Origin of the sequence: Streptomyces sp. NPDC048057, from assembly GCF_040653095.1 — a bacterium.
Taxonomy (GTDB): domain Bacteria; phylum Actinomycetota; class Actinomycetes; order Streptomycetales; family Streptomycetaceae; genus Streptomyces.
In genome coordinates, this window is the sequence record NZ_JBEZNF010000001.1 from 1 (window position 1) to 21,848 (window position 21,848).

Genomic DNA, 21,848 nt, shown 5'->3' on the forward strand with positions numbered 1-21,848 from the left:
GCCAGATCTGGAAGCCGGGTAACCGGTGGAGGTGACTGGTACTAATAGGCCGAGGGCTTGTCCATATTTGCTCGCGTCCACTGTGTTAGTTCTGAAACCACGAACAACCAGACCCGTGAATACAGCCGGGGTTGTTGGTTTCGTAGTGTTTCGGTGGTTATAGCGTGAGGGAAACGCCCGGTTACATTCCGAACCCGGAAGCTAAGCCTCACAGCGCCGATGGTACTGCAGGGGGGACCCTGTGGGAGAGTAGGACGCCGCCGAACAATATTTGAGCCGTGGCTCCTGGGGTTTATCCCCGGGGGCCACGGCCTTTTTGCGTTTCAGGGCTGCTTAGGCTGACCGCATGACCTATGACCTCGTGATCTTCGACAACGACGGTGTCCTCGTCGACAGCGAACCCCTCGCCAACGCCGTCCTTGCGGCGTACCTGACCGAGCTGGGGCACCCGACCTCGTACGAGGACTCGTTGCGCGACTACATGGGCGCCGCCGTGCACCGGGTGCACGACCTCGTCATGGAGCGGACCGGGCAGCGGCTGCCCGCGGACTTCGACGAGACGCTGCACGCCCGCACGTTCGCCGCGTTCGAGCACGAGCTGCGGCCCGTCGAGGGGGTCAAGGAGGTGCTGGAGAAACTGGTGGCGAGCGAGGTGCCGTACTGCCTCGCGTCGTCCGGGAGTCACGAGCGCATCAGGTTCGGACACCGTACGACCGGGCTGGACGCCTGGTTCCCCGAGCCCATCGTCTTCAGCGCGCAGGACGTCGGCCGTGGGAAGCCCGCGCCTGACCTGTTCCTGCACGCAGCGGAGCGGATGGGAGTAGCACCCGAGCGGTGCGTCGTGGTCGAGGACAGCGTCCTCGGCGTGCGGGCGGCCCTGGCGGCGGGGATGGACGTGTACGGGTTCACAGCGATGACCCCGGCCGCGGAGCTCGCAGGCGCCAGGGGACACTTCGCCGCGATGGCCGAGCTGCCGGCGCTCCTGCTCGGGAACTGACTCGGGAACTGACGGCGACCGGCGGGAACTGGAACCGCTGGTCCGACCGATCCGTAAGACGGGTCCCGGAAGGTTCGTGCCGGTGCGAGCAGGGCGGATACGGTGACGGGCATGAGTGGCCGCGGAATGCTGATGTGGGACGAGGCGGTAACGAAGTACGACTTCGGGGACGGCCATCCGATGGACCCCGTGCGGCTCGCGCTGACCATGGGGTTGGTGCGGGCCTACGGGCTGGACCGCGTGGTGGACGTCGTCGCCGCGAAGCCCGCCGGCGACTCCACCCTCGGGCTCGTGCACCGCGAGGACTATGTCGCGGCCGTACGGGCGGCCTCCGCGGACCCCCGCAGCGCCGACCAGTCGTACGGCCTGGGGACGACGGACGACCCCGCCTTCGCCGGGATGCACGAGGCGTCCGCGCTGATCGCCGGGCAGTCCGTGGGCGCCGCCGAGGCCGTGTGGCGGGGGGACGCGACGCACGCCGTGAACTTCGCGGGCGGGCTGCACCACGCCATGGCGGGCTCGGCGGCCGGCTTCTGCATCTACAACGACGCCTCGCTGGCGATCGCGCGGTTGCTGGAGCTGGGCGCCGAGCGGGTCGCGTACGTCGACGTCGACGTGCACCACGGGGACGGCGTCCAGACCGCGTTCTGGGGCGATCCACGGGTGCTGACGATCTCGCTGCACGAGCACCCCCGGTTCCTGTTCCCCGGCACAGGGTGGCCCGAGGAGACGGGCGCCGCGGGCGTCGCCGAGGGGAGCGCGGTCAACGTCGCGCTGCCGGGCGGAACGGGCGACGAGGGGTGGCTGCGGGCGTTCCACGCGGTGGTGCCGGAGCTGCTGGCCGACTTCCGCCCGCAGGTGCTGGTGACCCAGCACGGCGCCGACACGCACTTCGAGGACCCGCTGGCGCACCTGGCCGTCTCGCTCGACGCCCAGCGGCTGGTGCAGGAGGCGTGCCACGAGCTGGCGCACGAGCACGTCGACGGCGGGCGGTGGATCGCGCTCGGCGGCGGCGGTTACGCGGTCGTGGACGTCGTACCGCGGTCGTGGACGCACCTCGTGGGCATCGCGGCCCACGCCCCGGTCGATCCGACGTCGATGGTGCCGCAGGAGTGGCGGGACCAGGTGTACGCGCTGACGCGGCAGCCGGGGCCGCTGCGGATGACGGACGGGCGGACGCCCGGGTGGCGCGAGTGGAGCGCTGGATACGACCCGGCTGACCGGCTGGACCAGGCGGTGCTGGCGACCCGGCGCGCGGTGTACCCGCTGCGGGGGCTGCTGCCCTAGGTCCTTTCGTGGGGAGGGCGGGCGAAACCGGGACCCGGCGGCCCGAGGTGCGGGAGCATCGCCGGATGGTGGGTCCCCGGTGGTGAGCCGCACCGAGCTGCGGGCGCAGTTGGTGGCGGGCGGTCTGGCGGGCGTCGTGGCCACGACGCGGGAGCAGAGCCTGCGGCGGTACCGGCAGTTCGCCGCGCGCGACCCGCGCGTGACGCTGGGTCTGCTGCCGCTGCGGCCGTGGAACGAGCGGGACCTGGTCGCGCTGATGGCGGACAGGTGTGGGGTTCCGGCCGATTTTTGCCGAGTCCGCGGGCCGGATCTCATCGACCCCGAGCGGACCCTGGACGCCCTGGACGCCTTCGCCGGGCGGCTGGCGGGGGTGGCTGCCGGGCGCGGTGCCGTGCTGCTGGGAACGGGGCATCCGGACCGGCTGCTGGGGTTCTACGCCGGCCTCGCAGACGCCTTGTCGGCGGCAGGCTGTCTCGTCCTCACCCCCGCGCAGGGCAGATGTGTCGACATAACGACCCGGTTCGGCGTACGCACGTACAACCTGGCCTACGTAAGGGGAGTCGCGCTGGTGCGGGAAGGAGGCGCACGGGGAATCGCGGGTGTGACCGGCGCACACACCCATTCCCCGCTGCCCGTACGGGCAGCCCTGGAGGGTCTGGCGGTGGGCGGCGGGCCGCTGCCCGACCTGGTCGTCGGGGACCACGGATGGGTCTGCGGGGCAGGTCAGCTGGGTCTTGACGCCGTCGGGCTGGGCGACGTGGACGACCCCGCGCTGTTCGTGGGGGAGGCCGAGGGGCTGGTGTCGGTGGTGGTCCCGCTGGAGGACGCGGCGTCGGCGGAGGTGTACCGGCCGCTCATGCGCTATGTACTCAAACGCGCCTGTCTGTCACAGTAGGCGGCCGTTGGCTGCTCCTCTTCCCCACTCGTATCACGCGCCCCTAGTCTGGGGAGTGAGCGCACAGCGACGAAGAGTCACCGGAGGGGAAGCCGGTGGGCGTCATGTGCGGAAGGTACAGGTGGGTCATGGCTGCTGGCAGCGAGAGGCCTCTCAACGAGGTCAAGTTCCTTACCGTGGCGGAAGTCGCCTCGGTGATGCGGGTGTCGAAGATGACTGTGTACCGCTTGGTGCACAGCGGGCACCTGCCGGCGATCCGGGTGGGGAGGTCCTTCCGGGTACCGGAGCAAGCGGTGCACGACTACCTCCGCGAGTCCTTCGTGGGGGTGGAATCCGCTTGACGTTCGGCTGCGGGTGCGCGGTGCGGATCTGACGGCCGCCCTCGGATTACAGGCTCAGAGCTCGGACGGGTAGGCTAGGCCGACGTAGGTCGTGTGGGCCCAGACGCCCCGCACCGAGTGAAGAGAAGTGAGCGAGGGTAGTCGTGGGCTCTGTTATCAAGAAGCGGCGCAAGCGGATGGCCAAGAAGAAGCACCGCAAGCTGCTCAAGCGCACCCGCGTTCAGCGTCGTAACAAGAAGTAAGGCTTCTAACGACAGCTGCACGTGTCGCACGTGTGTCGTGGCCCTCCCACCGTCCGGTGGGAGGGCCACGGTGCGTTCGGGGCCGAAGAGGCTGAGAGGGCGTGGGGAGGCACCGGCACGGTAAAAGTGCGCCGCGTGGACGTCACAGTGCAACAGCGAGCCGCTACGGTGACGTTTGAGGCCGGGACCAGGCCCGTACACAGCAGGTTTGAGGGGAAGGCGCGGATCTTGGGGAAGGTCGTGCTCGTCACCGGGGTCGCCCGACAGCTCGGGGGCCGTCTCGTGCGGCGCGTCCTGCGCGACCCCGGGGTGGAGCGGGTCATCGGCGTCGACGCGGTCGTGCCCGAGCACCACCTCGGCGGCGCCCAGTTCGTCCGGGCCGACATCCGGCAGCCCGCGATAGGGCGCGTACTGGCCGAGCACGCCGTCGACACGGTCGTCCACCTCGACGTCACCGGGACGCCGCTGGGCGCCGGCGGGCGCACGTCGGTCAAGGAGACCAACGTCATCGGCACGATGCAGCTCCTCGGCGCCTGCCAGAAGTCGCCGACGGTCAAGCGGCTGGTGGTGAAGTCCAGTACGAGCGTGTACGGCTCGGCGCCCCGCGACCCGGCCGTCTTCCACGAGACCACCCCGCCCAAGTCGCTGCCGAGCGGCGGCTTCGCCAAGGACGCCGTCGAGGTCGAGGGGTACGTCCGCGGCTTCGCGCGGCGCCGGCCGGACGTGGCCGTGTGCGTGCTGCGGTTCGCGAACATCCTCGGACCGTGCGCGGACTCCCCGCTCGCCGAGTTCTTCTCGCTGCCGGTGCTGCCGACCGTCTTCGGCTACGACCCGAGGCTCCAGTTCGTCCACGAGGACGACGTCGTCGACGTGCTGCGGATCGCACTGCACGAGCCGCGCCGCGCCACGCTCAACAGCGGCACGTTCAACATCGCCGGCGACGGCGTGCTGCTGCTGTCGCAGTGCTCGCGACGGCTGGGCCGGCCGACGCTGCCGGTGCCGCTGCCCGCGGTCACCTGGGTGGGGTCGGCGCTGCGCACGGTGGGCGTCACCGACTTCTCGCCGGAGCAGATCCGGCTGCTGACGCACGGCCGGGTGGTCAGCACCGTCCAGATGCGGGAGACCCTGGGCTTCACGCCCGCGTACACGACCGCGGAGACCTTCGCCGACTTCGCCCGCAGCCGGGGCGAGGGCCTGGTGCCGCCGCAGGCGCTCGCGCGGGCGGTGGACCGGGTCGGGGAGGCGCTGGGGGCCCCGACGGCCGCAGGGGGTCGCGCCCCCGCCGTACCGACACAGAGCGACGCCGGATGATGGACACCGGATCCGGATGAGGAGCGCATCGACGATGGCGGACGCCAAGGTCATTCCCTTCGACGACGACCGTGCGCGCGGCAACGTGCAGCGGCCGGGGCGACGCCGCGCCGCGGCCGGAGTCGCTCGGCGCGACCGGGCCGAGCCCGCCGCGGTGCGCGCGGCCGGCGACGCGGACGGGCGGGCGGCGGTCGTGCCCGGGCAGGCGTCGGGCGTGGAGCCGCCGGCCGGCGTACGGGCGCCCGCACCGCGGCCCGCGGAGGGGGCCGGAGCGGACGGCGGCTGGGAGCAGCGGCTCGCGAGCGGGCTGGCGTTCCTGCGCCGCCGGGTCACCGGGGAGTACGAGGTCGACGAGTTCGGCTACGACCGGGAGCTGACCGACCAGGTCCTGATGACGCTGCTGCGGCCGTTGTACGAGAAGTACTTCCGGGTCGAGGTCAGGGGCATCGAGAACATCCCCGCGGAGGGCGGTGCGCTGGTGGTGGCCAACCACTCCGGCACGCTGCCGCTCGACGGGCTGATGATGCAGGTCGCGGTGCACGACAACCACCCGGCGCAGCGGCACCTGCGGCTGCTCGCGGCCGATCTGGTGTTCGTGCTGCCGGTGGTGAACGAGCTGGCGCGCAAGGCGGGGCACACGCTGGCGTGTGCGGAGGACGCGGAGCGGCTGCTGCGGCGCGGCGAGGTGGTGGGGGTGATGCCGGAGGGGTTCAAGGGCATCGGGAAGCCCTTCGGCGACCGCTACAAGCTCCAGCGCTTCGGGCGGGGCGGCTTCGTGTCGACGGCGCTGCGGGCCGGGGTGCCGATCGTGCCGTGCTCGATCGTGGGCGCGGAGGAGATCTATCCGATGGTCGGCAACGCGAAGACGCTGGCGCGGGTGCTGGGGCTGCCGTACTTCCCGGTGACGCCGACGTTCCCTTGGCTGGGGCCGCTCGGGGCGGTGCCGCTGCCGACGAAGTGGACGATCCAGTTCGGGGAGCCGATCGCGACGGACGGGTATCCGGCGGAGGCCGCGGAGGACCCGATGCTGATGTTCAATCTGACGGACCAGGTGCGGGAGCAGATCCAGCACACCCTGTACAAGCTGCTGGTGCAGCGGCGGTCGGTCTTCTTCTGACGCCAGACGCCAGACGCCAGACGCCAGACGTCCGACGTCCGACGGAGAAGAGGGGTGTGGTGCTGACCGGAGTCAGCACCACACCCCTCTTCCGTACGTCCGGGGCTCCGCCCGCTAGCGGTCTTCCTCGGCGCTCAGGCCCAGGCCCGGGAGCAGCCCCGGGAGCAGGGGCGGCAGCGTGATGTCGGGCTTCGGCGCGTCCGCGTCCTTGCCGAGGGAGGGCGTGATGCCCCCCGAGGGCGGGGAGAGCAGGTCGCCGGCGCCGCCGAGCAGGCCCTGCTCCTCCGGCGTCCGGGAACCGGGCTCCGAGGGGCGGGGCTTGCTGTCGCCGCCGCTGCCCGGGGTGGCGCCCGGTGCGGACGGGGTGGTGCGGCCGTCGGCCGCGGGGGTGTCCGCGGTGTCCTGCGAGGAGGTGTCGGGACGCTCGGATCCACGGCCCTGCTCCGGCGGAGTGGGCAGCAGGGCCTGGAGCGGCTTGACTTCCTGCTCTATGGCGTCGAAGACGTCGGTCACGTCGTTGCTGACGTCGGCGAGTTGGAGGGGGAGGCGGTCCCGGAGGCCGATCCACACCTCGCGGTGGGCGCTGGAGAACGAGTTCAGCTTCTGGAGCGGGCCGAGGGTGCCGTCCCGCTCGTACGCCGCGGACAGCAGGCGGTGGGCCTCGGTGGCGTCGTGCCGCATGCCGTTGAGCGCGCGGCGGATCTCGCCGAGGGATTCGTGGTCCAGGTCGCCGCCCCGGCCCCGCTCCATCAGGCGGCGGGCCTCGCTGAGCCGGGTGGACGCCTGGTCCAGATAGAGCTCGCCGCGGTCGGAGTCGCCGTCGGCCATGCCGCGGCGGATGTCCTCCATGCCGCGCTTCAGCCCGTACAGCGAATCACCGGGGAGGGCGTCGGAACTGGCAGCGGCCACTCCGCCGAAGGCGCCCGCGGCGACACCGACGGTCAAGCCGCCCGCCGCGAGGCCCTTGGACCAGCGGGAGCGGGGCCGCAGCCTCCGGAACGGGGAGGCCCGATGGGCGCCGCGGCCGGACTTCCGCTGCTCGGGCACCATAGGGCCCGCGGAATCCTCGCCGGCGGAAGCGCCCGCCGTGCCCTCTTTGAACATGGCTTCCATGGCGGCCACGAGCTGTGCCCGCTGCACCACCTTGACCTCTGGGTCCAGGTCCGGCTTGGGCAACTCGCCGAGGCCGGTCGCCAGGGTCAACAGCCGCCCGTGCTCGGCCGATCCGGCCGGGCCGGCCGACTCGACCGAGCCGTCGTCCGGCTGCGTGGCCGCCTGATCTTCCAGGGCCTGGGCGAAGGCGTTCGCCCGCCGGTGCGCCGATACGTTCGCGATCACTGGCGGCACCTCCTCTCGTCATGACGGTCGACTCCCCAAGGGGTCTGGAGGGTTGCACGATCTACGCGCATCCACTCGATGGAGTGAGCGGCTGCGAGCAGGGCGTGACCACAGGGAGCCTGCATCCCGCACAACGAGCGGCGCGGCACTTGGGTTACGCGCGAAAGATGATCGGACCAGTGCGTCATCGAGGCGTCACCGAAGGTGAGTTGGGGTCGGGGGGCGAGTGGGGGGTCGTGGTGCGGTGGCGGCGGTGCCGCCGGGGGCGGCGGTACGGCGGACGGTGCGGCGGCTCAGCGGGCGTCCTCGGGCAGGAGCCGGGCGAGGGTGCGTACGGCGCGGTACTGGAGGGTCTTGATCGCGCCTTCGTTCTTGCCCATCACCCTGGCCGTTTCGGCCACGGAGAGTCCTTGCAGGAAGCGCAGGGTGACGCACTCCTGCTGCTGGGGATTGAGCTTGCGGACGGCTTCGAGCAGCGCGGCGTTGGACAGGGACTCCAGGACGGAGTCCTCCGGGCTGCGTTCGACCTCGTTCGCGTCGAGCATTTCGCCGGTGGTGACCTCCAGCCGGAACCGGCTGGACTTGAAGTGGTCGGCGACCAGGTTGCGGGCGATCGTCACCAGCCAGGCGCCGAAGTCGCGGCCCTGCCAGGTGAAGGTGGAGATGCGGCGCAGGGCGCGCAGGAACGTCTCACTGGTGAGGTCCTCGGCGGTCGCCTTGCCGCCGACGCGGTAGTAGATGTAGCGGTAGACGGTGTCGCTGTACTGGTCGTAGAGGCGTCCGAACGCCTCGGCCTCGCCCGCTTGGGCGCGTTCGACCAGTTCCATCATGCGGGCGCTGTCGCTGTCCGCGCTGGGGCGGCGGACTCCCGACGGGGCGGTCGAAGCGCCGCCGGCGCTGCGGCTGTTCCGTCTGGCGACCGCACGGCCCCCAACGGGCCGCTTCCCCTCGACGACGGCGCTGCGCGCCGGCCCCTCCTTGTAGGCGTCGGCCAGGGCGTAGCAGGGGGCGGCGGGGCCGCCGGTGGCGAGGCGGGGCATGCTGAGGGCGGGGACGGCGTACGCGGTGGGGACGAAGCCGCGCAAGTGGTCGAAGACCGTTGCGCGGAGCGTAGCCAGGCCCGAGGCGTCAACCCCGACGTGTGGGTACACGGGACTCCCAGAGGCAGAGCTTCCATCACGTGCAGTGCGAGACCGTTCACCCAACGTGGTGGCGGGTGGGTCTCGTATGCGTCTGAGGAGAATAACGCTTCGTACAGGCAGTGCTACACCCAGTTGCTCAAATCACCGTTTCCGTCGCTTCTGTTACCCCTGTGCGACGGATCAGGTAGCTGAATATGAGCGGTTGGTGATCGGAAACGTTCGGATTGGGGCGTCTGGCGAGCCGTGGGGTGTGTCGGGTTCGCAGTTGTGTTCGTTTGTGCGACAGGCGCGACGGCGCAGTCGGGGCGTGACCGGGTGCGCCCCGTGGTGGGGGAGCGGCTGGCGGGGCGGGCGTGCGCCGTCAGCGGCGGCGGCGGTGCAGGGCGACGGCGGCGGCGGTGCCACCCGCGAGCGCGCCGACGCCGGCGGCGGCCGGGATGCCGACCTTGGCCGCCTTGCGGCCGGTGCGGTAGTCGCGCAGCCGCCAGTCGCGCTCGCGCGCGTGCTTGCGCAGCTTGGCGTCCGGATTGATCGCGTAGGGATGTCCCACGAGCGACAGCATCGGGATGTCGTTGTGCGAGTCGCTGTACGCCGCGCAGCGCGCGAGGTCCAGGCCCTCGGCGGCGGCGAGAGCGCGGACCGCCTCCGCCTTCGCGGGGCCGTGCAGGGGCTCGCCGACCAGTTTGCCCGTGTACACGCCGTCGACGGACTCCGCGACCGTGCCGAGGGCGCCGGTCAGGCCGAGCCGGCGGGCGATGATCGTCGCGGTCTCGACGGGGGCGGCGGTGACGAGCCAGACCTTCTGGCCCGCGTCCAGGTGGGCCTGGGCGAGGGCCCGGGTGCCGGGCCAGATGCGGTCGGCCATGTACTCGTCGTAGATCTCCTCGCCGATGCTCATCAGCTCGGAGACGCGGTGGCCCTTCACGATGGAGAGGGCGGACTCGCGGACGTCCTGCATGTGGTCCGGGTCCTCGACGCCGGCGAGCCGGAACCAGGTCTGCTGCCAGGCGAACCGGAACAACTCGCTGCGCTCGAAGAACTTCCGCTTGTACAGGCCGCGGCCGAAGTGGAAGAGGGCGGCGCCCTGCATGACGGTGTTGTCGAGGTCGAAGAAGGCGGCGGCGTGGTGGTCGCCGGGGACGGGGAAGTCGGGCGGCGCGGGTGCGTCTGCTGCTGCGGGGGGCGACGTGGTGTCGACCGCGTCGGCCTCCGCCTCGACCTGTGCTTCTGCCTCTGCGTCTGCGTCCTGGGTCGCCTTGCGCGCCGCTTCGGCCGCGGCCTCGCCGGCGAGCACGCTGCGCGCGGTCGCGGAGCGCCTTCGGGGGGTGAGCCATCCCAGTGCGGCCATACCGCGAGCATAGCCAGTCTGTTCGGTCGTTCCCGACCTGCGGGGATGCGGCTGGGTGAACACCGGGGTTCGCTCGTGTGACACGGGCCGGGCCGGGCCCGCGGGCGAGTCGGCGGCGGGGTGCCGGGCGGGGCGGCGGGTGCGGCGGCGGACAATGGGCGCATGAGTCCTTTGCTGCGGCGCAGGAAGAAGAAGGCCGAGGAGCGGGTGGTGACGCTGATCGGGAAGCCGGGGTGCCATCTGTGCGACGACGCGCGTGCGGTGGTGCAGGAGGTGTGCGGGGCGACCGGCGCCGCGTGGGAGGAGAAGGACATCACGCAGGACGAGGCGCTGCACCGGGAGTACTGGGAGCAGATCCCGGTGGTGCTGGTGGACGGGGAGCAGCACACGTTCTGGCGCGTGGACGCGGAGCGCCTGCGGCGGGCTCTGGTGGGGTAGCGCGAGGTTGCTCGTGGCTTGACCTGCGCGCCGTTTCGCTGCGGGTGCGCTGGTCTCTGCGGGCCGTCTGTGGCTGGTCGCGCAGTTCCCCGCGCCCCTGGGGGCGCGAGCGCGAGTGCTGAGGAAGCCGCAGAGGCCGGCGGGGCCCGGTTCGGAGGGCGCACGGCACTATCCCCCGGCGTCTGGGCGAGGCACAGTGGAGGCGTCTCGGGGGTGACGCGTGAGGAGTGTGTGCGGTTTTGCGGCCTTCCGGTCTGCAACGGGGCTACGCGGCGTCTGGTTCCAGATTTGCGCGATCTATGCGCGTGACCCCGATCACTTTGCTCGGACAAATCGGACACAATCTTTGTGCACGCGTTCACAAAGACATAGCCTGCTGTCGACGGGGCGGTCTTGGGACACACGGCCGCCTAGAGCTTCGCTCATCCCGCAGGAGCACCGTGGCAACTGGCCGAAATCACCGACCGGCGACCCGTAGCCGAGGAATCCCCGAGGCCACCGTCGCCCGGCTTCCGCTGTACCTGCGGGCGCTGACCGCTCTGTCCGAGCGGTCCGTGCCCACGGTGTCCTCCGAGGAACTCGCGTCGGCGGCGGGGGTCAACTCCGCCAAGCTCCGCAAGGACTTCTCGTACCTGGGCTCCTACGGCACCCGTGGCGTCGGGTACGACGTGGAGTACCTCGTCTACCAGATCTCCCGCGAGCTGGGGCTGACCCAGGACTGGCCCGTGGTCATCGTCGGCATCGGCAACCTCGGTGCGGCGCTCGCCAACTACGGCGGGTTCGCCTCCCGCGGCTTCCGGGTCGCGGCGCTCATCGACGCGGACCCGGCGATGGCCGGCAAGCCCGTCGCGGGGATTCCGGTCCAGCACACCGACGAGCTGGAGACGATCATCAGCGACAACGGTGTGTCGATCGGTGTCATCGCGACGCCCGCGGGGGCCGCGCAGCAGGTCTGCGACCGGCTCGTGGCCGCCGGTGTCACCTCCATCCTGAACTTCGCCCCCACCGTCCTGTCCGTGCCGGACGGCGTCGACGTGCGCAAGGTCGACCTGTCGATCGAGTTGCAGATCCTCGCCTTCCACGAGCAGCGGAAGTCCGGGGAGGGTGCCGAAGCGCCGGCGCTCGACACCGCTGCCGAGCGGAAGGGACCTGACGGGGACATGCCCGCCGTGATGCCGGCATGAGCCTTCTCGTCGTCGGACTGAGCCACCGCAGCGCGCCGGTCAGCGTGCTGGAGCGGGCGTCGCTCTCCGCGGACGCCCAGGTCAAGCTCCTCCAGGACACCATGGCGACCGAGCCGGCCGCCGAGGCGACGGTGCTCGCCACCTGCAACCGGATCGAGCTGTACGCGGACGTGGAGAAGTTCCACGCCGGCGTCGCCGAGCTGTCGCAGCTGCTGGCGCACCACAGCGAGGTGGGCCTCGACGAGCTCACCCCGTACCTCTACGTGCACTACGAGGACCGGGCCGTCCACCACCTCTTCTCGGTGGCGTGCGGGCTGGACTCCATGGTCGTCGGCGAGGGGCAGATCCTCGGCCAGATCAAGGACGCCCTCGCCCGCGGCCAGGAGCAGCACACCGCGGGACGGCTGATCAACGACCTGTTCCAGCAGGCCCTGCGGGTCGGCAAGCGCGCGCACAGCGAGACCGGGATCGACCAGGCCGGGCAGTCGCTCGTCACCTTCGGTCTTGAGCAGCTCGCGGGCGGGGCGCCCGTCGCCGACTGGGCCGCGGACAAGCGCGTCCTCGTCATCGGCGCCGGCTCCATGTCCTCGCTCGCCGCGACGACCCTCGCCCGGCTCGGCGTACGCGAACTGGCCATCGCCAACCGCACGCTGGACCGGGCCGAGCGGCTGGCCGCCTCGCTGGTGGAGGCCGGCGCGGAGAGAGTCCGAGCGGTGCCCATGACGGACGTCGCTGCCGAACTGACACGTGTGAGCGCGGTGGTGTCCTGCACCGGCGCGACCGGTCTCGTGCTGACCGCCGACGCGGTCACCGACGCCCTCGCCGTGCCCGAGGCGCCGGCCCCGGCCGCCGTCGGCACCCTGCGCGCGCCCGATGGCAGCCTGGTCGCCCGGCTCGCCGAGACCGCCACCCGTGACGGCCGCGTACGGGACCGGGGCACCCGGCTCGCCGAGACGGCCACCGCCACCGACGGCGGCTGCCCGGTCGGGCTCGACGAGGCGCACAGCGCGGCCGACCTCACCCAGCACGGCGTCTGGGTCGACAACGCTGCCGGCGCCGCGGCTGCCGGAACGTCCCAGCGGCCCGCCGGGCGCCCCGCGAACGGCGCCGGCGGACCCGTCCGCCTGGCCCTGCTCGACCTCGCGATGCCCCGCGACATCGACCACGCCGTGCACCGGATCCCCGGCGTACGGCTGGTGGACATCGAATCCCTCGCCGAGGCGTCCGCCGACGCGCCCATGGCCGCCGACGTCGACCAGGTGCGCGGCATCGTGTCCGACGAGGTCGCGGCCTTCGGCGCCGCCCAGCGCGCCGCGCACATCACGCCCACCGTCGTCGCCCTGCGCACGATGGCTGCGGACGTGGTCGCCGGCGAGATGGCCCGGCTGGAGGGCCGGCTCAGCGGGCTCGACGAGAAGCAGCGCGGAGAGATCAAGCAGACCGTGCGGCGGGTGGTCGACAAGCTCCTGCACGCCCCCACGGTGCGGGTGAAGCAGTTGGCGAGCGAGCCCGGCGGTGCCGGGTACGCCGACGCCCTGCGCACCCTTTTCGACCTCGACCCGGAGACGGTGGCGTCAGTCAGCCGGGCCGACACGAACGACGCGGACGCCGAGAGCGCCGAGAAGCAGGGACGACGATGACCGAGAGGGCACTGAGGCTCGGGACCAGGAAGAGCAAGCTCGCCATGGCCCAGTCCGGGTTGGTGGCGCAGGAGGTGCGCCGGATCACCGGCCGACCCGTCGAGCTGGTGGAGATCACCACGTACGGCGACACCTCCCGTGAGCACCTGGCGCAGATCGGCGGCACGGGAGTCTTCGTGGCCGCGCTGCGCGAGGCGCTGGCCGCGGGTGACGTGGACTTCGCCGTTCACTCGCTGAAGGACCTCCCCACGACCCAGCCCGACGAGCTGGTCATCGCCGCGGTGCCGCCGCGCGAGGACCCGCGCGACGTGCTGGTCGCCCGCGACGGGCTCACCTTCGAGCAACTGCCCGCGGGCGCACGGGTGGGCACCGGCTCGCCGCGCCGGATGGCGCAGCTGAACGCGTACGCGCGGGAGCGCAACACCCGCGTGGAGACCGTGCCGATCCGGGGCAACGTCGACACCCGGATCGGATACGTGCACAGCGGTGAGCTGGACGCGGTGGTACTCGCCGCGGCCGGCATCAACCGCATCGGCAGGAGCTCCGAGGTGACCGACTTCCTCTCGGTCGACTCCGTCCTGCCCGCCCCCGGCCAGGGGGCCCTGGCGATCGAGTGCACCGCGCAGAACGTGGAGCTCGCCGCCCGACTCGCCGAGCTCGACGACCCGGAGACCCGGGTCGCCGTGACCGCCGAGCGTTCCCTGCTCGCCGCCCTGGAGGCCGGCTGTAGCGCACCCGTGGGTGCGCTCGCCGACCTGTTGGGCGACGGCCAGGCTGTCACCGAAATGCGCCTGCGGGGCGTCGTCGGCACCACCGACGGCTCCGAGCTGGTGCAGCTGTCCACCACCGGTCCCGTACCCATGTCGCACGGCGACGCCGTCGCGCTCGGTCGCGAACTCGCGTCCGAGATGCTCGCCAAGGGTGCGGCCGGTCTTATGGGGGAGCGAGCGTCTTGAGCCCCACCACCAACCCGACCCCGGCGTACGACTCGGCCAACTCGGCTAACGGGCACGTCACTTTCCTCGGAGCCGGACCCGGTGATCCCGGGCTGCTGACCCTGCGCGCCGTCGATGCGCTCGCGGGGGCCGATGTGGTGATCGCCGAGCCGGATGTGCTCGACGTCGTTCGCGGCCATGCGCGGGCGGGCGTCAGCACGCCTGAGCTGACGGTCGTTGACGATGCGTCAACAGCCGCCGGAATCCCCGTACTCAGGGACGCGGTCAATCTTGTCATGGAGGCCGCGCGCAGCGGCAAGCGGGTCGTCCGTGCGGTCAGCGGCGATCCGGGTCTGGACGCCGACGCGGGGCGGGAGATGCTCGCCTGTGCCGCGGAGGGCGTCCCCTTCGAGGTCGTGCCGGGCATCGCCGCCGCGGTGGGGGTGCCGGCGTACGCGGGCGTTCCGCTGCGGGACGCGCAGGGCGCGGACGTCCGCTTCGTCGACGCCCGCACCGCGAGCGAGCGCTGTTGGACCGAGGTCGGGGCGAGCGACTGCACGGTCGTCGTCTCCGCGACGCTGGACGCGGTCGCCGCGGCGGCCGGCGAACTGGTGGCCGCGGGCCGCAAGCCGGACACCCCGCTGACCGTGACCGTCGCCGGGACGACGACCCGGCAGCGCACCTGGAGCGCCACGCTCGGCACCATCGCGCAGACCTTCAAGCAGGGCAAGGTGCTGCCGTCGCCCGAGGGTCACCGGCCGGTGATAGTCGTGGTCGGCGAGCGCAGCGCGGCGGCGCAGCGGGACCAGCTCGCCTGGTTCGAGTCCAAGCCGCTCTTCGGGTGGAAGGTGTTGGTGCCGCGCACCAAGGAGCAGGCCGCGTCGCTCTCCGACCAGCTCCGCTCCTACGGCGCGGTGCCGCACGAGGTGCCGACGATCGCGGTCGAGCCGCCGCGGACCCCGCAGCAGATGGAGCGGGCGGTCAAGGGGCTCGTCACCGGGCGGTACGAGTGGATCGCCTTCACCTCGGTGAACGCGGTCAAGGCGGTGCGCGAGAAGTTCGAGGAGTACGGGCTGGACGCGCGCGCCTTCGCCGGGATCAAGGTCGCGGCGGTGGGCGAACAGACCGCGAAGGCGCTGGTGGACTTCGGGGTCAAGCCCGACCTGGTGCCCAGCGGGGAGCAGTCGGCGGCGGGGCTGCTGGAGGACTGGCCCCCGTACGACCCCGTCTTCGACCCGATCGACCGGGTCTTCCTGCCGCGGGCCGACATCGCCACGGAGACGCTGGTCGCCGGGCTCATCGAGCTGGGCTGGGAGGTGGACGACGTCACGGCGTACCGGACCGTGCGGGCGTCGCCGCCGCCGGCGGAGACGCGCGAGGCGATCAAGGGCGGCGGGTTCGACGCGGTGCTCTTCACCTCGTCGTCCACGGTGCGGAACCTGGTCGGGATCGCGGGCAAGCCGCACAACGTGACGGTGATCGCGTGCATCGGGCCGGCGACGGCGAAGACTGCGGAGGAGCACGGGCTGCGGGTGGACGTGCTGTCGCCCGAGCCGTCGGTGCATCGGCTGGCGGAGGCGCTGGCGGAGTTCGGTGCGGGGCGGCGGGCCGCGGCGGTGGAGGCGGGGGAGCACGTGACCCGGCCGAGTGAGCGGCGGCCGGGCGGCCGGCGCCGCCGCTCCACCTGACGGTGGGTGTGGGGCTCGCGGGGGTGGTTGCCCCCGCGGGCCCCTTTGACGTTTGCGCCGTTGCGCCCGGGGGTGCGTTGGTCTCCACCGGGCCGGTGGTGGGCTTGTCGCTCCGTTCTCCCCCTACGCCCAGAGGGCGTGGTGGTACCCCCACGCGCCCCTGTTTCGCTGCCCCCGTCATTTGTCTGCGGGCTGGGGGAGGGAGTTTAGGGGCGCGGGGAACTGCGCGAACGACCGCAGACGCCGTCACTGCACACTCGTTACGGCGCTACCGCGTCGGCTGAGGCGACGGCCCTGAAAGGGGCTACGGGTTCACGGGGAGCCGGGGGCCCGGGCCCGTGAAGAGGACCTTTTCGTAGCCCTTCGCCTGGGCGATCGCGGTGATGGCGTTGGCGACCTCCAGCGGGGTGACCCGCGGGGTCGTGGGTTCCATGGGCATGTCGACGATCGTGAAGGTGAAGTTGATCGTGCCCGGGGTGTTGGGGTTGGTGTGCATGGTGTTGCCGCGGAACTCGTTCTCGTGGGACATGGTGGCGCCTCCGGAGGGCGTCGTGGAGCGTCAGGACAAGTGGCCGCTCCCGACGCGGAACTGACGTGGTGTCAGTGGGGTCGGGGCCTGGTGACGATGGAAGCACGGAGGGGCGCGTCCCTCAACTAAATCGCGTTGCCGGGGGCATCGCGCGGTGCGAGGGTCGGGCGATGGAATCTGCCATCGTTCCGCGCGCCGGACTGCTCGCCTCACAGCTCGACCTCATCTGGTCCCTCTTCGAGTACCACCTCCAGGAGATCGACGACGACACCGTCTTCTGGGAGCCGGCCCCCGGGGCGTGGAGCGTGCGGCAGGACGAACGGGGGAAGTGGGTCGCCGACTGGCAGGTGCCGGAGCCCGACCCCGTACCCACCACGTCCATCGCCTGGCTCTCCTGGCACATCGGCTACTGGTGGACGACCACCCTGCGGCACTGCTTCGGGCCTGGTGCGCCCGAGCGGGAGGAGATCGTCTGGCCCGGGAGCGCCGAGGCGGGCGCCGCGTGGCTGCGCGGGCTCAAGGACGAGTGGCGGGCGGAGCTGGTGCGGCTCGACGACGGCGACCTCGACTCGACCGAGCGGGTCGCCGGGCTGCCGTGGGGCGGGGAGCTGACGCTCGTCGACATCGCCTCCTGGGTGAACTTCGAGCTGGCCAAGAACGTGTCCGAGATCGGGGTCACCGCGCGCCTGCGACGGGCGCTCGGATAGCGGTGCGGCGCGGGGCGTAGCGTGGGGGACATGAGTACCTACGGTTCCTTCCCCGGGTCCCGGCCGAGGCGGCTGCGGACCACCCCCGCGCTGCGCCGCATGGTCGCCGAGACGCGGCTGCACCCGTCCGACCTGATCCTCCCGGCGTTCGTGCGCGAGGGGATCAGCGAGCCGGTGCCGATCGCCGCGATGCCGGGCGTCGTGCAGCACACCCGGGACGGGCTGCGGAAGGCGGCCGTGGAGGCGCGGCAGGCCGGGGTGGCCGGGATCATGATCTTCGGGGTGCCGGAGGACGAGAAGAAGGACGCGGTCGGGACCGCGGGGACCGACCCGGAGGGCATCCTCCAGGTGGCGATCCGGGACGTGCGGGCCGAGGTCGGGGACGACCTGGTGATCATGTCGGACCTGTGCCTGGACGAGTACACGGACCACGGGCACTGCGGCGTGCTGGACGCCGAGGGGCGGGTCGACAACGACGCGACGCTGGAGCGGTACGCCGAGATGGCGCAGGTCCAGGCGGACGCTGGCGCCCACGTCCTGGGCGCCAGCGGGATGATGGACGGCCAGGTCGGCGTGGCCAGGGACGCGCTGGACACCATCGGCAAGGAGGACGTGTCGATCCTCGCGTACGCCGTGAAGTACTCCTCGGCCTTCTACGGGCCCTTCCGGGAGGCCGTCGGCTCCTCGCTGCGCGGCGACCGCAAGACCTACCAGCAGGACCCGGCGAACGTCCGGGAGTCGATGCGGGAGCTGGCGCTCGACCTGGAGGAGGGCGCGGACATGGTGATGGTGAAGCCGGCCGGGCCGTACCTGGACGTGCTGGCGAGGGTCGCCGACGTGGCGCACGTGCCGGTGGCCGCGTACCAGATCAGCGGTGAGTACGCGATGGTCGAGGCGGCGGCCGAGAAGGGCTGGATCGACCGCGACGCGGCGATCATGGAGACGCTGACCGGCATCCGCCGCGCCGGGGCGCAGATGATCCTCACCTACTGGGCGACGGAGGTCGCGCGCAAGCTCTGACCCGGTCCCGGGGCCCGTGGCGGCCCCGCCCCACCCCTGTGCGTACGGTGTACTCTCAATGGCGTACGGCGTACGACGACGGCTTGGAGGGGCGAGGCATGAAGATCCTGGTGACCGGGGCGACCGGCAGCGTGGGGCGGAACGTCACGCGGGCGCTGCTGGAACGCGGCGCGGAGGTACGGGTGTTGACCCGGAACCCGGCCGCGGCCGACTTCCCCGACGCCGTGGAGGTGGCGGCGGGCGACCTGGCGCGGCCCGAGACGCTGCGGCCGGCGCTGGCGGGGGTGGGGCGGATGTACCTCTTCCCGCACCCGGACACGGTGGGCGAGGTCGTGGCCCTGGCGAAGGAGGCGGGGGTGCGGCGCGTCGTCGTGCTGTCCTCCGCCGCCGCGGCGGACGGCTCCGACACCACCCACCACGCTCCGGTGGAGCGCGCGGTGGAGGAGTCGGGTCTTGAGTGGACGCATGTGCGCCCGGGCGAGTTCATGGGCAACAAGATCGCGCTGTGGGGGGCGTCCGTCCGGGCGGAGCGGCTGGTGCGGGAGCCCTTCCCGGACTCCGCCTGGGCGCCGGTGCACGAGCGCGACATCGCGGACGTGGCGGTCGCCGCACTGCTGGAGGACGGCCACGCGGGCGCGGCGTACACCCTGCACGGCCCCGAGACGATCAGCCGGCGGGAGCAGGCGGCGGCCATCGCGGCGGCGCTCGGCGAGGAGGTCGCGCTGGTGGAGGTGGGCCGGGAGGAGGCGCGGGAGCGCTACGTCACGGAGGGCGGCTTCCCGCCCGAGGTGGCGGACTTCATGCTCGGCTTCACCGACTACGACGGCCAGCCGGTGGATGCCGACGCGGCGGAGTTCGACATCTCCGGCTACGGGGAGCTCACCAGCCTGAAGGACGCCATCGGCGAGCCGGGGCGCACCTTCGCCGAGTGGGCGCGGGACCACGCGGCCGACTTCCGCTGACCGCGGGCGAAGGGCGGGTGCACGCGCACCGCGGGCCGGGGAGATCGTCCCCGGCCCGCGGCGTTCGTGGTGGCGTGCGGCGGCTGGCCGCCGCTGCCTCACTCAGCAGTACAGGTTGCTACCGGTCGGCACCCCGAGGATCCCGGTGAACTGGGTGTACTTGTTCACCCGGCTCTGGACCTGTGCCGGGTTGCCGCCGTTGCACTCCAGCGTGCCGTTGATGGAGCGGATCGTCTCGCCGAAGCCGCGCTGGTTCACCATCGCGGAGTGGCCCGTCATCGTGCCCGGTCCGCTCTGGGTGTTCCAGTACCACAGGGCCGTCTTCCAGGCCACGGCCGCGTTGTTCTGGACCTGCCAGGGGTTGTTCAGCAGGTCGATGCCCAGGGCGTCGCCCGCGGCCTTGTAGTTGAAGTTCCAGCTGAGCTGGATCGGCCCGCGCCCGTAGTACGCCGCCTGGCCGGCCGGGCAGCCGTAGGGCTGCGTCCGGTCGCAGTAGTGCGGGTAGTTGGCCTGGTTCTGCTCCACGATGTGGACCAGGCCGCCGGTCTCGTGGCTGACGTTCGCGAGGAACGCCGCGGCCTCCTGCTTCTTCACCGTGGCGCTGCCGGTGTTCGCGAAGCCCGGGTAGGCGCTGAGCGCGGCCTTCAGGCCGGAGTACGTGTAGAACGAGTTCCGGTTCGGGAACATCTGGTTGAACTGGGCCTCGCTCACGACGAAGTCACCCGGGTTCGGGGTGCCGCCGCCGTTGCAGTTGTACGGGTCCCAGTACCAGGTGCTCACGGTGGGGTCGTATCCCGGGTTGTCGTGTTCCGCGATGTAGTACTTCCCGTCCCGGTACTTGACAACGTTGCCGGCGGAGTACGACGCGCCTTGCTGCCAGTTGGGGGCGTTGGTGCACTTCTCGTCCGCAGCCGCTGCGGGGGACGCGGTCGGCACGAGACTCGCCGCGGCGAGTCCGGTGGCTGCGGCGAGGGCAACGACGAGTGCCTTGACGCGCTCTCGCGTGCGCAGTGTGAGCACGAGTCCTCCTTCGTGCGTCAACGGCGGGGCCCGGAGCGGAGCGTGGGGGCTCGTGGGGGGTGTCCTGGGCTGCCGTGGTGGGGGGTGGTGCTCACACTGAACCGTGTTGTCCCGCCCGCGTCAAGGTATAGACCATTCGATGACGGTGATTGTCCGAGGGGATCGCGGTTGTGCATTTGGTCCGTCAACTCACCTATGGAACGGGTGGGTTGACGGTCGGAAAAACGGGGAGCGGGGGCCGCGTCGAGCGGTCCCCGCTCCCCGTTCGAGGGGTCAGCAGACAGGTTGGTGCCTGGAATCATCCGTTCGCGGAGAGCAGCACGGCCAGCCGGGACTGGCTGTCCGCGCTGTGGCCCGCGGCCATCGCCTCCTCCAGCAGCGCCGTCAGCGGCTGGAAGAACTCCGTGGAGACGCCCTGGCCGGCCAGGGTGTTCATCAGGTTCGGCAGTGCGGCGTGGTTGACCGCGATGCTGGAGACGTTGGTGACGTGCTCGCCGGAGTCCAGTTCCTCGGCCCAGGTGGGCAGCGCGCCCGCCATCGCCGTGACCCACTCCTGCACCGGACCCGCGATGTCCTTCGCCGGGATGCCGGCCGAGCGGGCCAGCGCCAGCGAGTGCAGCACGCCGATGTTCATCCCGTACATGCCGATCAGCAAGGCGAAGTCGTACAGCGACGCGAAGCCGGCGTCCTCGCCCACGTACCGGGCGCCGCCCAGGACCCGGAAGGTCTCCTCGTGCTCGGCGAACGCCTCCTTGTCACCGCTGTAGAAGACGTACGCGTGCGGGCCGGCGATCATCTGGGGCACGGCCATGATGCCGCCGTCCAGATAGCGCACGCCGTGCACCGCGGCCCAGGCGGCCAGCTCGCGGGACTGCGCCGGGGTGCCGTTGGTGAGGTTGGCGACCGTACGGCCCTTGAGCAGCTCCGGCGCCGTGTCCAGGACCTCGCGGACGTTGTCGTTCACCATCAGGCAGAAGACGACCAGCTCGCTGGCGGCGATCGCGTCGGCGGGGGTCGCGGCCGGGGTGGCGCCCTGGGCGACCAGCGGGCCCGTCTTGGCCGCGGTGCGGTTCCACACGGTGACCGGGTGGCCGGCATCCAGGAACGCGGCGGCCAGCGCCGTGCCCATCATGCCGAGGCCGAGGACGGACACGGCGGGCTTCGGGGACGTGGGCGTGGGAGACGCAGACATGGAGGTGCTCCTTGGAAAGGAAGGGGTGATCAAGTTCCGGCCGGCGACCTTCATCCTCTGGGGTGGTTCAAACCTTCACAAGTACGGACTTTTAAGTGAGGTACTTACCGGAAGGTGGGTAACAGGGTGCGCATCCGGCGCCCGCGGCGCACCCTGGAGGTGGGACCGCTGGAGGTGATCCGCCATGCAGACACTCGTCGGATGGCACGTCGAGATGGAGTTCCGGGAGGACGGCGACCGCACCCGGGCCGCCGCGATGGTGCGGCTCAGTGACGGTACGGAGGTCCGCGGGCACGGCCATGCGCAACGCCATCCCACGGACTCGCCGCAGCTGCGGGTCGGCGAGGAGATCGCCGGCGCCCGCGCGCTGATGGACATCGCGTCGCAGCTCCTGCAGAAGGCGCACCACGAGATCGACGACGCGTCCGGGCGCACTTCGTACCCGCTGGGCTGAGCCCTGATGCGCGCGCGTTGATCGGTCGTTGATCCGTCGCAGACGTCTTTGACGCACCGTT

At 71.7% G+C, this 21,848-nt stretch carries 22 protein-coding genes and 1 rRNA gene; 17 read left to right on the top strand and 6 right to left on the bottom strand.

The features are described 5' to 3' along the window. The first annotated feature begins 149 nt into the window (after positions 1-149). From rrf to AB0E05_RS00040, 8 genes are all read left to right on the top strand, one after another. Positions 150-266, top strand: a 5S ribosomal RNA gene (gene rrf, locus AB0E05_RS00005). Between the two features lie 80 nt (positions 267-346). Next, complete coding sequence (locus AB0E05_RS00010; protein WP_361956116.1) at positions 347-997, top strand: HAD family hydrolase; 651 nt, start codon at positions 347-349, stop codon at positions 995-997. A 111-nt stretch (positions 998-1,108) separates the two neighbouring features. Beyond that, a complete protein-coding gene (locus tag AB0E05_RS00015) occupies positions 1,109-2,284 on the top strand; it encodes an acetoin utilization protein AcuC (protein ID WP_361956119.1) in 1,176 nt (391 codons plus the stop codon). A gap of 79 nt (positions 2,285-2,363) precedes the next feature. Beyond that, positions 2,364-3,179, top strand: coding sequence for a phosphatase (locus AB0E05_RS00020; protein WP_361956122.1), 816 nt, complete (start codon positions 2,364-2,366; stop codon positions 3,177-3,179). Between the two features lie 128 nt (positions 3,180-3,307). Beyond that, complete coding sequence (locus AB0E05_RS00025) at positions 3,308-3,520, top strand: helix-turn-helix domain-containing protein (protein WP_003958488.1); 213 nt, start codon at positions 3,308-3,310, stop codon at positions 3,518-3,520. A gap of 143 nt (positions 3,521-3,663) precedes the next feature. Beyond that, complete coding sequence (locus AB0E05_RS00030) at positions 3,664-3,762, top strand: AURKAIP1/COX24 domain-containing protein (RefSeq protein WP_003948845.1); 99 nt, start codon at positions 3,664-3,666, stop codon at positions 3,760-3,762. Between the two features lie 228 nt (positions 3,763-3,990). Beyond that, positions 3,991-5,073 (top strand): NAD-dependent epimerase/dehydratase family protein, encoded by a 1,083-nt coding sequence (locus tag AB0E05_RS00035; protein ID WP_361956125.1) that lies wholly within the window; start codon positions 3,991-3,993, stop codon positions 5,071-5,073. Between the two features lie 34 nt (positions 5,074-5,107). Further along, positions 5,108-6,190 carry a lysophospholipid acyltransferase family protein gene (locus tag AB0E05_RS00040; RefSeq protein WP_361956128.1) on the top strand — a complete coding sequence of 361 codons (1,083 nt, stop codon included), beginning with the start codon at positions 5,108-5,110 and terminating at the stop codon, positions 6,188-6,190. A gap of 114 nt (positions 6,191-6,304) precedes the next feature. On the opposite strand, the gene AB0E05_RS00045 is transcribed toward AB0E05_RS00040, so the two are convergent. The 3 genes from AB0E05_RS00045 to AB0E05_RS00055 all read right to left on the bottom strand — a co-directional run bounded on the left by AB0E05_RS00045 (position 6,305) and on the right by AB0E05_RS00055 (position 10,018). Further along, on the bottom strand, positions 6,305-7,528 hold the full coding sequence (locus tag AB0E05_RS00045; protein WP_361956131.1) for a DUF5667 domain-containing protein: 1,224 nt from the start codon (positions 7,526-7,528) through the stop codon (positions 6,305-6,307). A 293-nt stretch (positions 7,529-7,821) separates the two neighbouring features. Then, positions 7,822-8,679 (bottom strand): ECF subfamily RNA polymerase sigma factor, BldN family, encoded by an 858-nt coding sequence (locus tag AB0E05_RS00050; protein ID WP_361956134.1) that lies wholly within the window; start codon positions 8,677-8,679, stop codon positions 7,822-7,824. Positions 8,680-9,031: 352 nt separating this feature from the next. Beyond that, entirely contained in the window at positions 9,032-10,018 is a 987-nt protein-coding gene (locus AB0E05_RS00055) for an HAD-IB family hydrolase (RefSeq protein ID WP_361956137.1), read from the bottom strand. Between the two features lie 162 nt (positions 10,019-10,180). Between AB0E05_RS00055 and AB0E05_RS00060 the strand changes: the two genes are divergently transcribed. From AB0E05_RS00060 to AB0E05_RS00080, 5 genes are all read left to right on the top strand, one after another. Beyond that, on the top strand, positions 10,181-10,456 hold the full coding sequence (locus AB0E05_RS00060) for a glutaredoxin family protein (RefSeq protein WP_361956140.1): 276 nt from the start codon (positions 10,181-10,183) through the stop codon (positions 10,454-10,456). A 440-nt stretch (positions 10,457-10,896) separates the two neighbouring features. Beyond that, complete coding sequence (locus tag AB0E05_RS00065; protein ID WP_361956143.1) at positions 10,897-11,640, top strand: redox-sensing transcriptional repressor Rex; 744 nt, start codon at positions 10,897-10,899, stop codon at positions 11,638-11,640. Then, the gene (locus AB0E05_RS00070) at positions 11,637-13,280 is read left to right on the top strand and encodes a glutamyl-tRNA reductase (RefSeq protein WP_361956146.1); all 1,644 of its coding nucleotides are present in this window, start codon (positions 11,637-11,639) and stop codon (positions 13,278-13,280) included. Before AB0E05_RS00065 ends, AB0E05_RS00070 begins: the two co-directional genes overlap by 4 nt. Beyond that, positions 13,277-14,236: a hydroxymethylbilane synthase gene (gene hemC, locus AB0E05_RS00075; RefSeq protein WP_361956149.1), complete on the top strand. Its 960-nt coding sequence runs from the start codon at positions 13,277-13,279 to the stop codon at positions 14,234-14,236. The genes AB0E05_RS00070 and hemC overlap by 4 nt, the downstream gene beginning before the upstream one ends. Further along, positions 14,233-15,903, top strand: coding sequence for a uroporphyrinogen-III synthase (locus AB0E05_RS00080; protein WP_361956152.1), 1,671 nt, complete (start codon positions 14,233-14,235; stop codon positions 15,901-15,903). Before hemC ends, AB0E05_RS00080 begins: the two co-directional genes overlap by 4 nt. Positions 15,904-16,207: 304 nt before the next feature. Here AB0E05_RS00080 and AB0E05_RS00085 read toward each other — a convergent pair whose 3' ends face one another. Beyond that, positions 16,208-16,432 (bottom strand): hypothetical protein, encoded by a 225-nt coding sequence (locus AB0E05_RS00085; protein WP_361956155.1) that lies wholly within the window; start codon positions 16,430-16,432, stop codon positions 16,208-16,210. Positions 16,433-16,602: 170 nt separating this feature from the next. Between AB0E05_RS00085 and AB0E05_RS00090 the strand changes: the two genes are divergently transcribed. The 3 genes from AB0E05_RS00090 (at position 16,603) to AB0E05_RS00100 (ending at position 19,121) form a co-directional block, all read left to right on the top strand. After that, entirely contained in the window at positions 16,603-17,139 is a 537-nt protein-coding gene (locus AB0E05_RS00090; RefSeq protein WP_361956158.1) for a DinB family protein, read from the top strand. A 30-nt stretch (positions 17,140-17,169) separates the two neighbouring features. Continuing rightward, the gene (gene hemB, locus AB0E05_RS00095) at positions 17,170-18,159 is read left to right on the top strand and encodes a porphobilinogen synthase (protein WP_361956161.1); all 990 of its coding nucleotides are present in this window, start codon (positions 17,170-17,172) and stop codon (positions 18,157-18,159) included. A 98-nt stretch (positions 18,160-18,257) separates the two neighbouring features. After that, positions 18,258-19,121, top strand: coding sequence for an NAD(P)H-binding protein (locus tag AB0E05_RS00100; protein WP_361956164.1), 864 nt, complete (start codon positions 18,258-18,260; stop codon positions 19,119-19,121). 102 nt (positions 19,122-19,223) lie between these two features. Here the strand turns inward: AB0E05_RS00100 and AB0E05_RS00105 are convergent, their stop codons facing one another. After that, positions 19,224-20,141, bottom strand: a complete 918-nt coding sequence (locus AB0E05_RS00105; RefSeq protein ID WP_361956167.1) for a chitinase — start codon at positions 20,139-20,141, stop codon at positions 19,224-19,226. Positions 20,142-20,439: 298 nt separating this feature from the next. Next, on the bottom strand, positions 20,440-21,333 hold the full coding sequence (locus tag AB0E05_RS00110) for an NAD(P)-binding domain-containing protein (protein ID WP_361956170.1): 894 nt from the start codon (positions 21,331-21,333) through the stop codon (positions 20,440-20,442). Between the two features lie 184 nt (positions 21,334-21,517). Between AB0E05_RS00110 and AB0E05_RS00115 the strand changes: the two genes are divergently transcribed. Then, entirely contained in the window at positions 21,518-21,787 is a 270-nt protein-coding gene (locus tag AB0E05_RS00115; protein WP_361956173.1) for a DUF1876 domain-containing protein, read from the top strand. Positions 21,788-21,848 lie beyond the last annotated feature (61 nt).

What these genes read in the sequence shown, in the direction of transcription:
- AB0E05_RS00040 (WP_361956128.1), top strand. Translation starts at nt 5,108, where the DNA reads ATGGCGGACGCCAAGGTCATTCCCTTCGACGACGACCGTGCGCGCGGC.
- AB0E05_RS00070 (WP_361956146.1), top strand. Translation starts at nt 11,637, where the DNA reads ATGAGCCTTCTCGTCGTCGGACTGAGCCACCGCAGCGCGCCGGTCAGC.
- AB0E05_RS00025 (WP_003958488.1), top strand. Translation starts at nt 3,308, where the DNA reads ATGGCTGCTGGCAGCGAGAGGCCTCTCAACGAGGTCAAGTTCCTTACC.
- hemB (WP_361956161.1), top strand. Translation starts at nt 17,170, where the DNA reads ATGAGTACCTACGGTTCCTTCCCCGGGTCCCGGCCGAGGCGGCTGCGG.
- AB0E05_RS00015 (WP_361956119.1), top strand. Translation starts at nt 1,109, where the DNA reads ATGAGTGGCCGCGGAATGCTGATGTGGGACGAGGCGGTAACGAAGTAC.
- AB0E05_RS00055 (WP_361956137.1), bottom strand. Translation starts at nt 10,018, where the DNA reads ATGGCCGCACTGGGATGGCTCACCCCCCGAAGGCGCTCCGCGACCGCG.
- hemC (WP_361956149.1), top strand. Translation starts at nt 13,277, where the DNA reads ATGACCGAGAGGGCACTGAGGCTCGGGACCAGGAAGAGCAAGCTCGCC.
- AB0E05_RS00100 (WP_361956164.1), top strand. Translation starts at nt 18,258, where the DNA reads ATGAAGATCCTGGTGACCGGGGCGACCGGCAGCGTGGGGCGGAACGTC.
- AB0E05_RS00060 (WP_361956140.1), top strand. Translation starts at nt 10,181, where the DNA reads ATGAGTCCTTTGCTGCGGCGCAGGAAGAAGAAGGCCGAGGAGCGGGTG.
- AB0E05_RS00110 (WP_361956170.1), bottom strand. Translation starts at nt 21,333, where the DNA reads ATGTCTGCGTCTCCCACGCCCACGTCCCCGAAGCCCGCCGTGTCCGTC.
- AB0E05_RS00010 (WP_361956116.1), top strand. Translation starts at nt 347, where the DNA reads ATGACCTATGACCTCGTGATCTTCGACAACGACGGTGTCCTCGTCGAC.
- AB0E05_RS00085 (WP_361956155.1), bottom strand. Translation starts at nt 16,432, where the DNA reads ATGTCCCACGAGAACGAGTTCCGCGGCAACACCATGCACACCAACCCC.
- AB0E05_RS00090 (WP_361956158.1), top strand. Translation starts at nt 16,603, where the DNA reads ATGGAATCTGCCATCGTTCCGCGCGCCGGACTGCTCGCCTCACAGCTC.
- AB0E05_RS00115 (WP_361956173.1), top strand. Translation starts at nt 21,518, where the DNA reads ATGCAGACACTCGTCGGATGGCACGTCGAGATGGAGTTCCGGGAGGAC.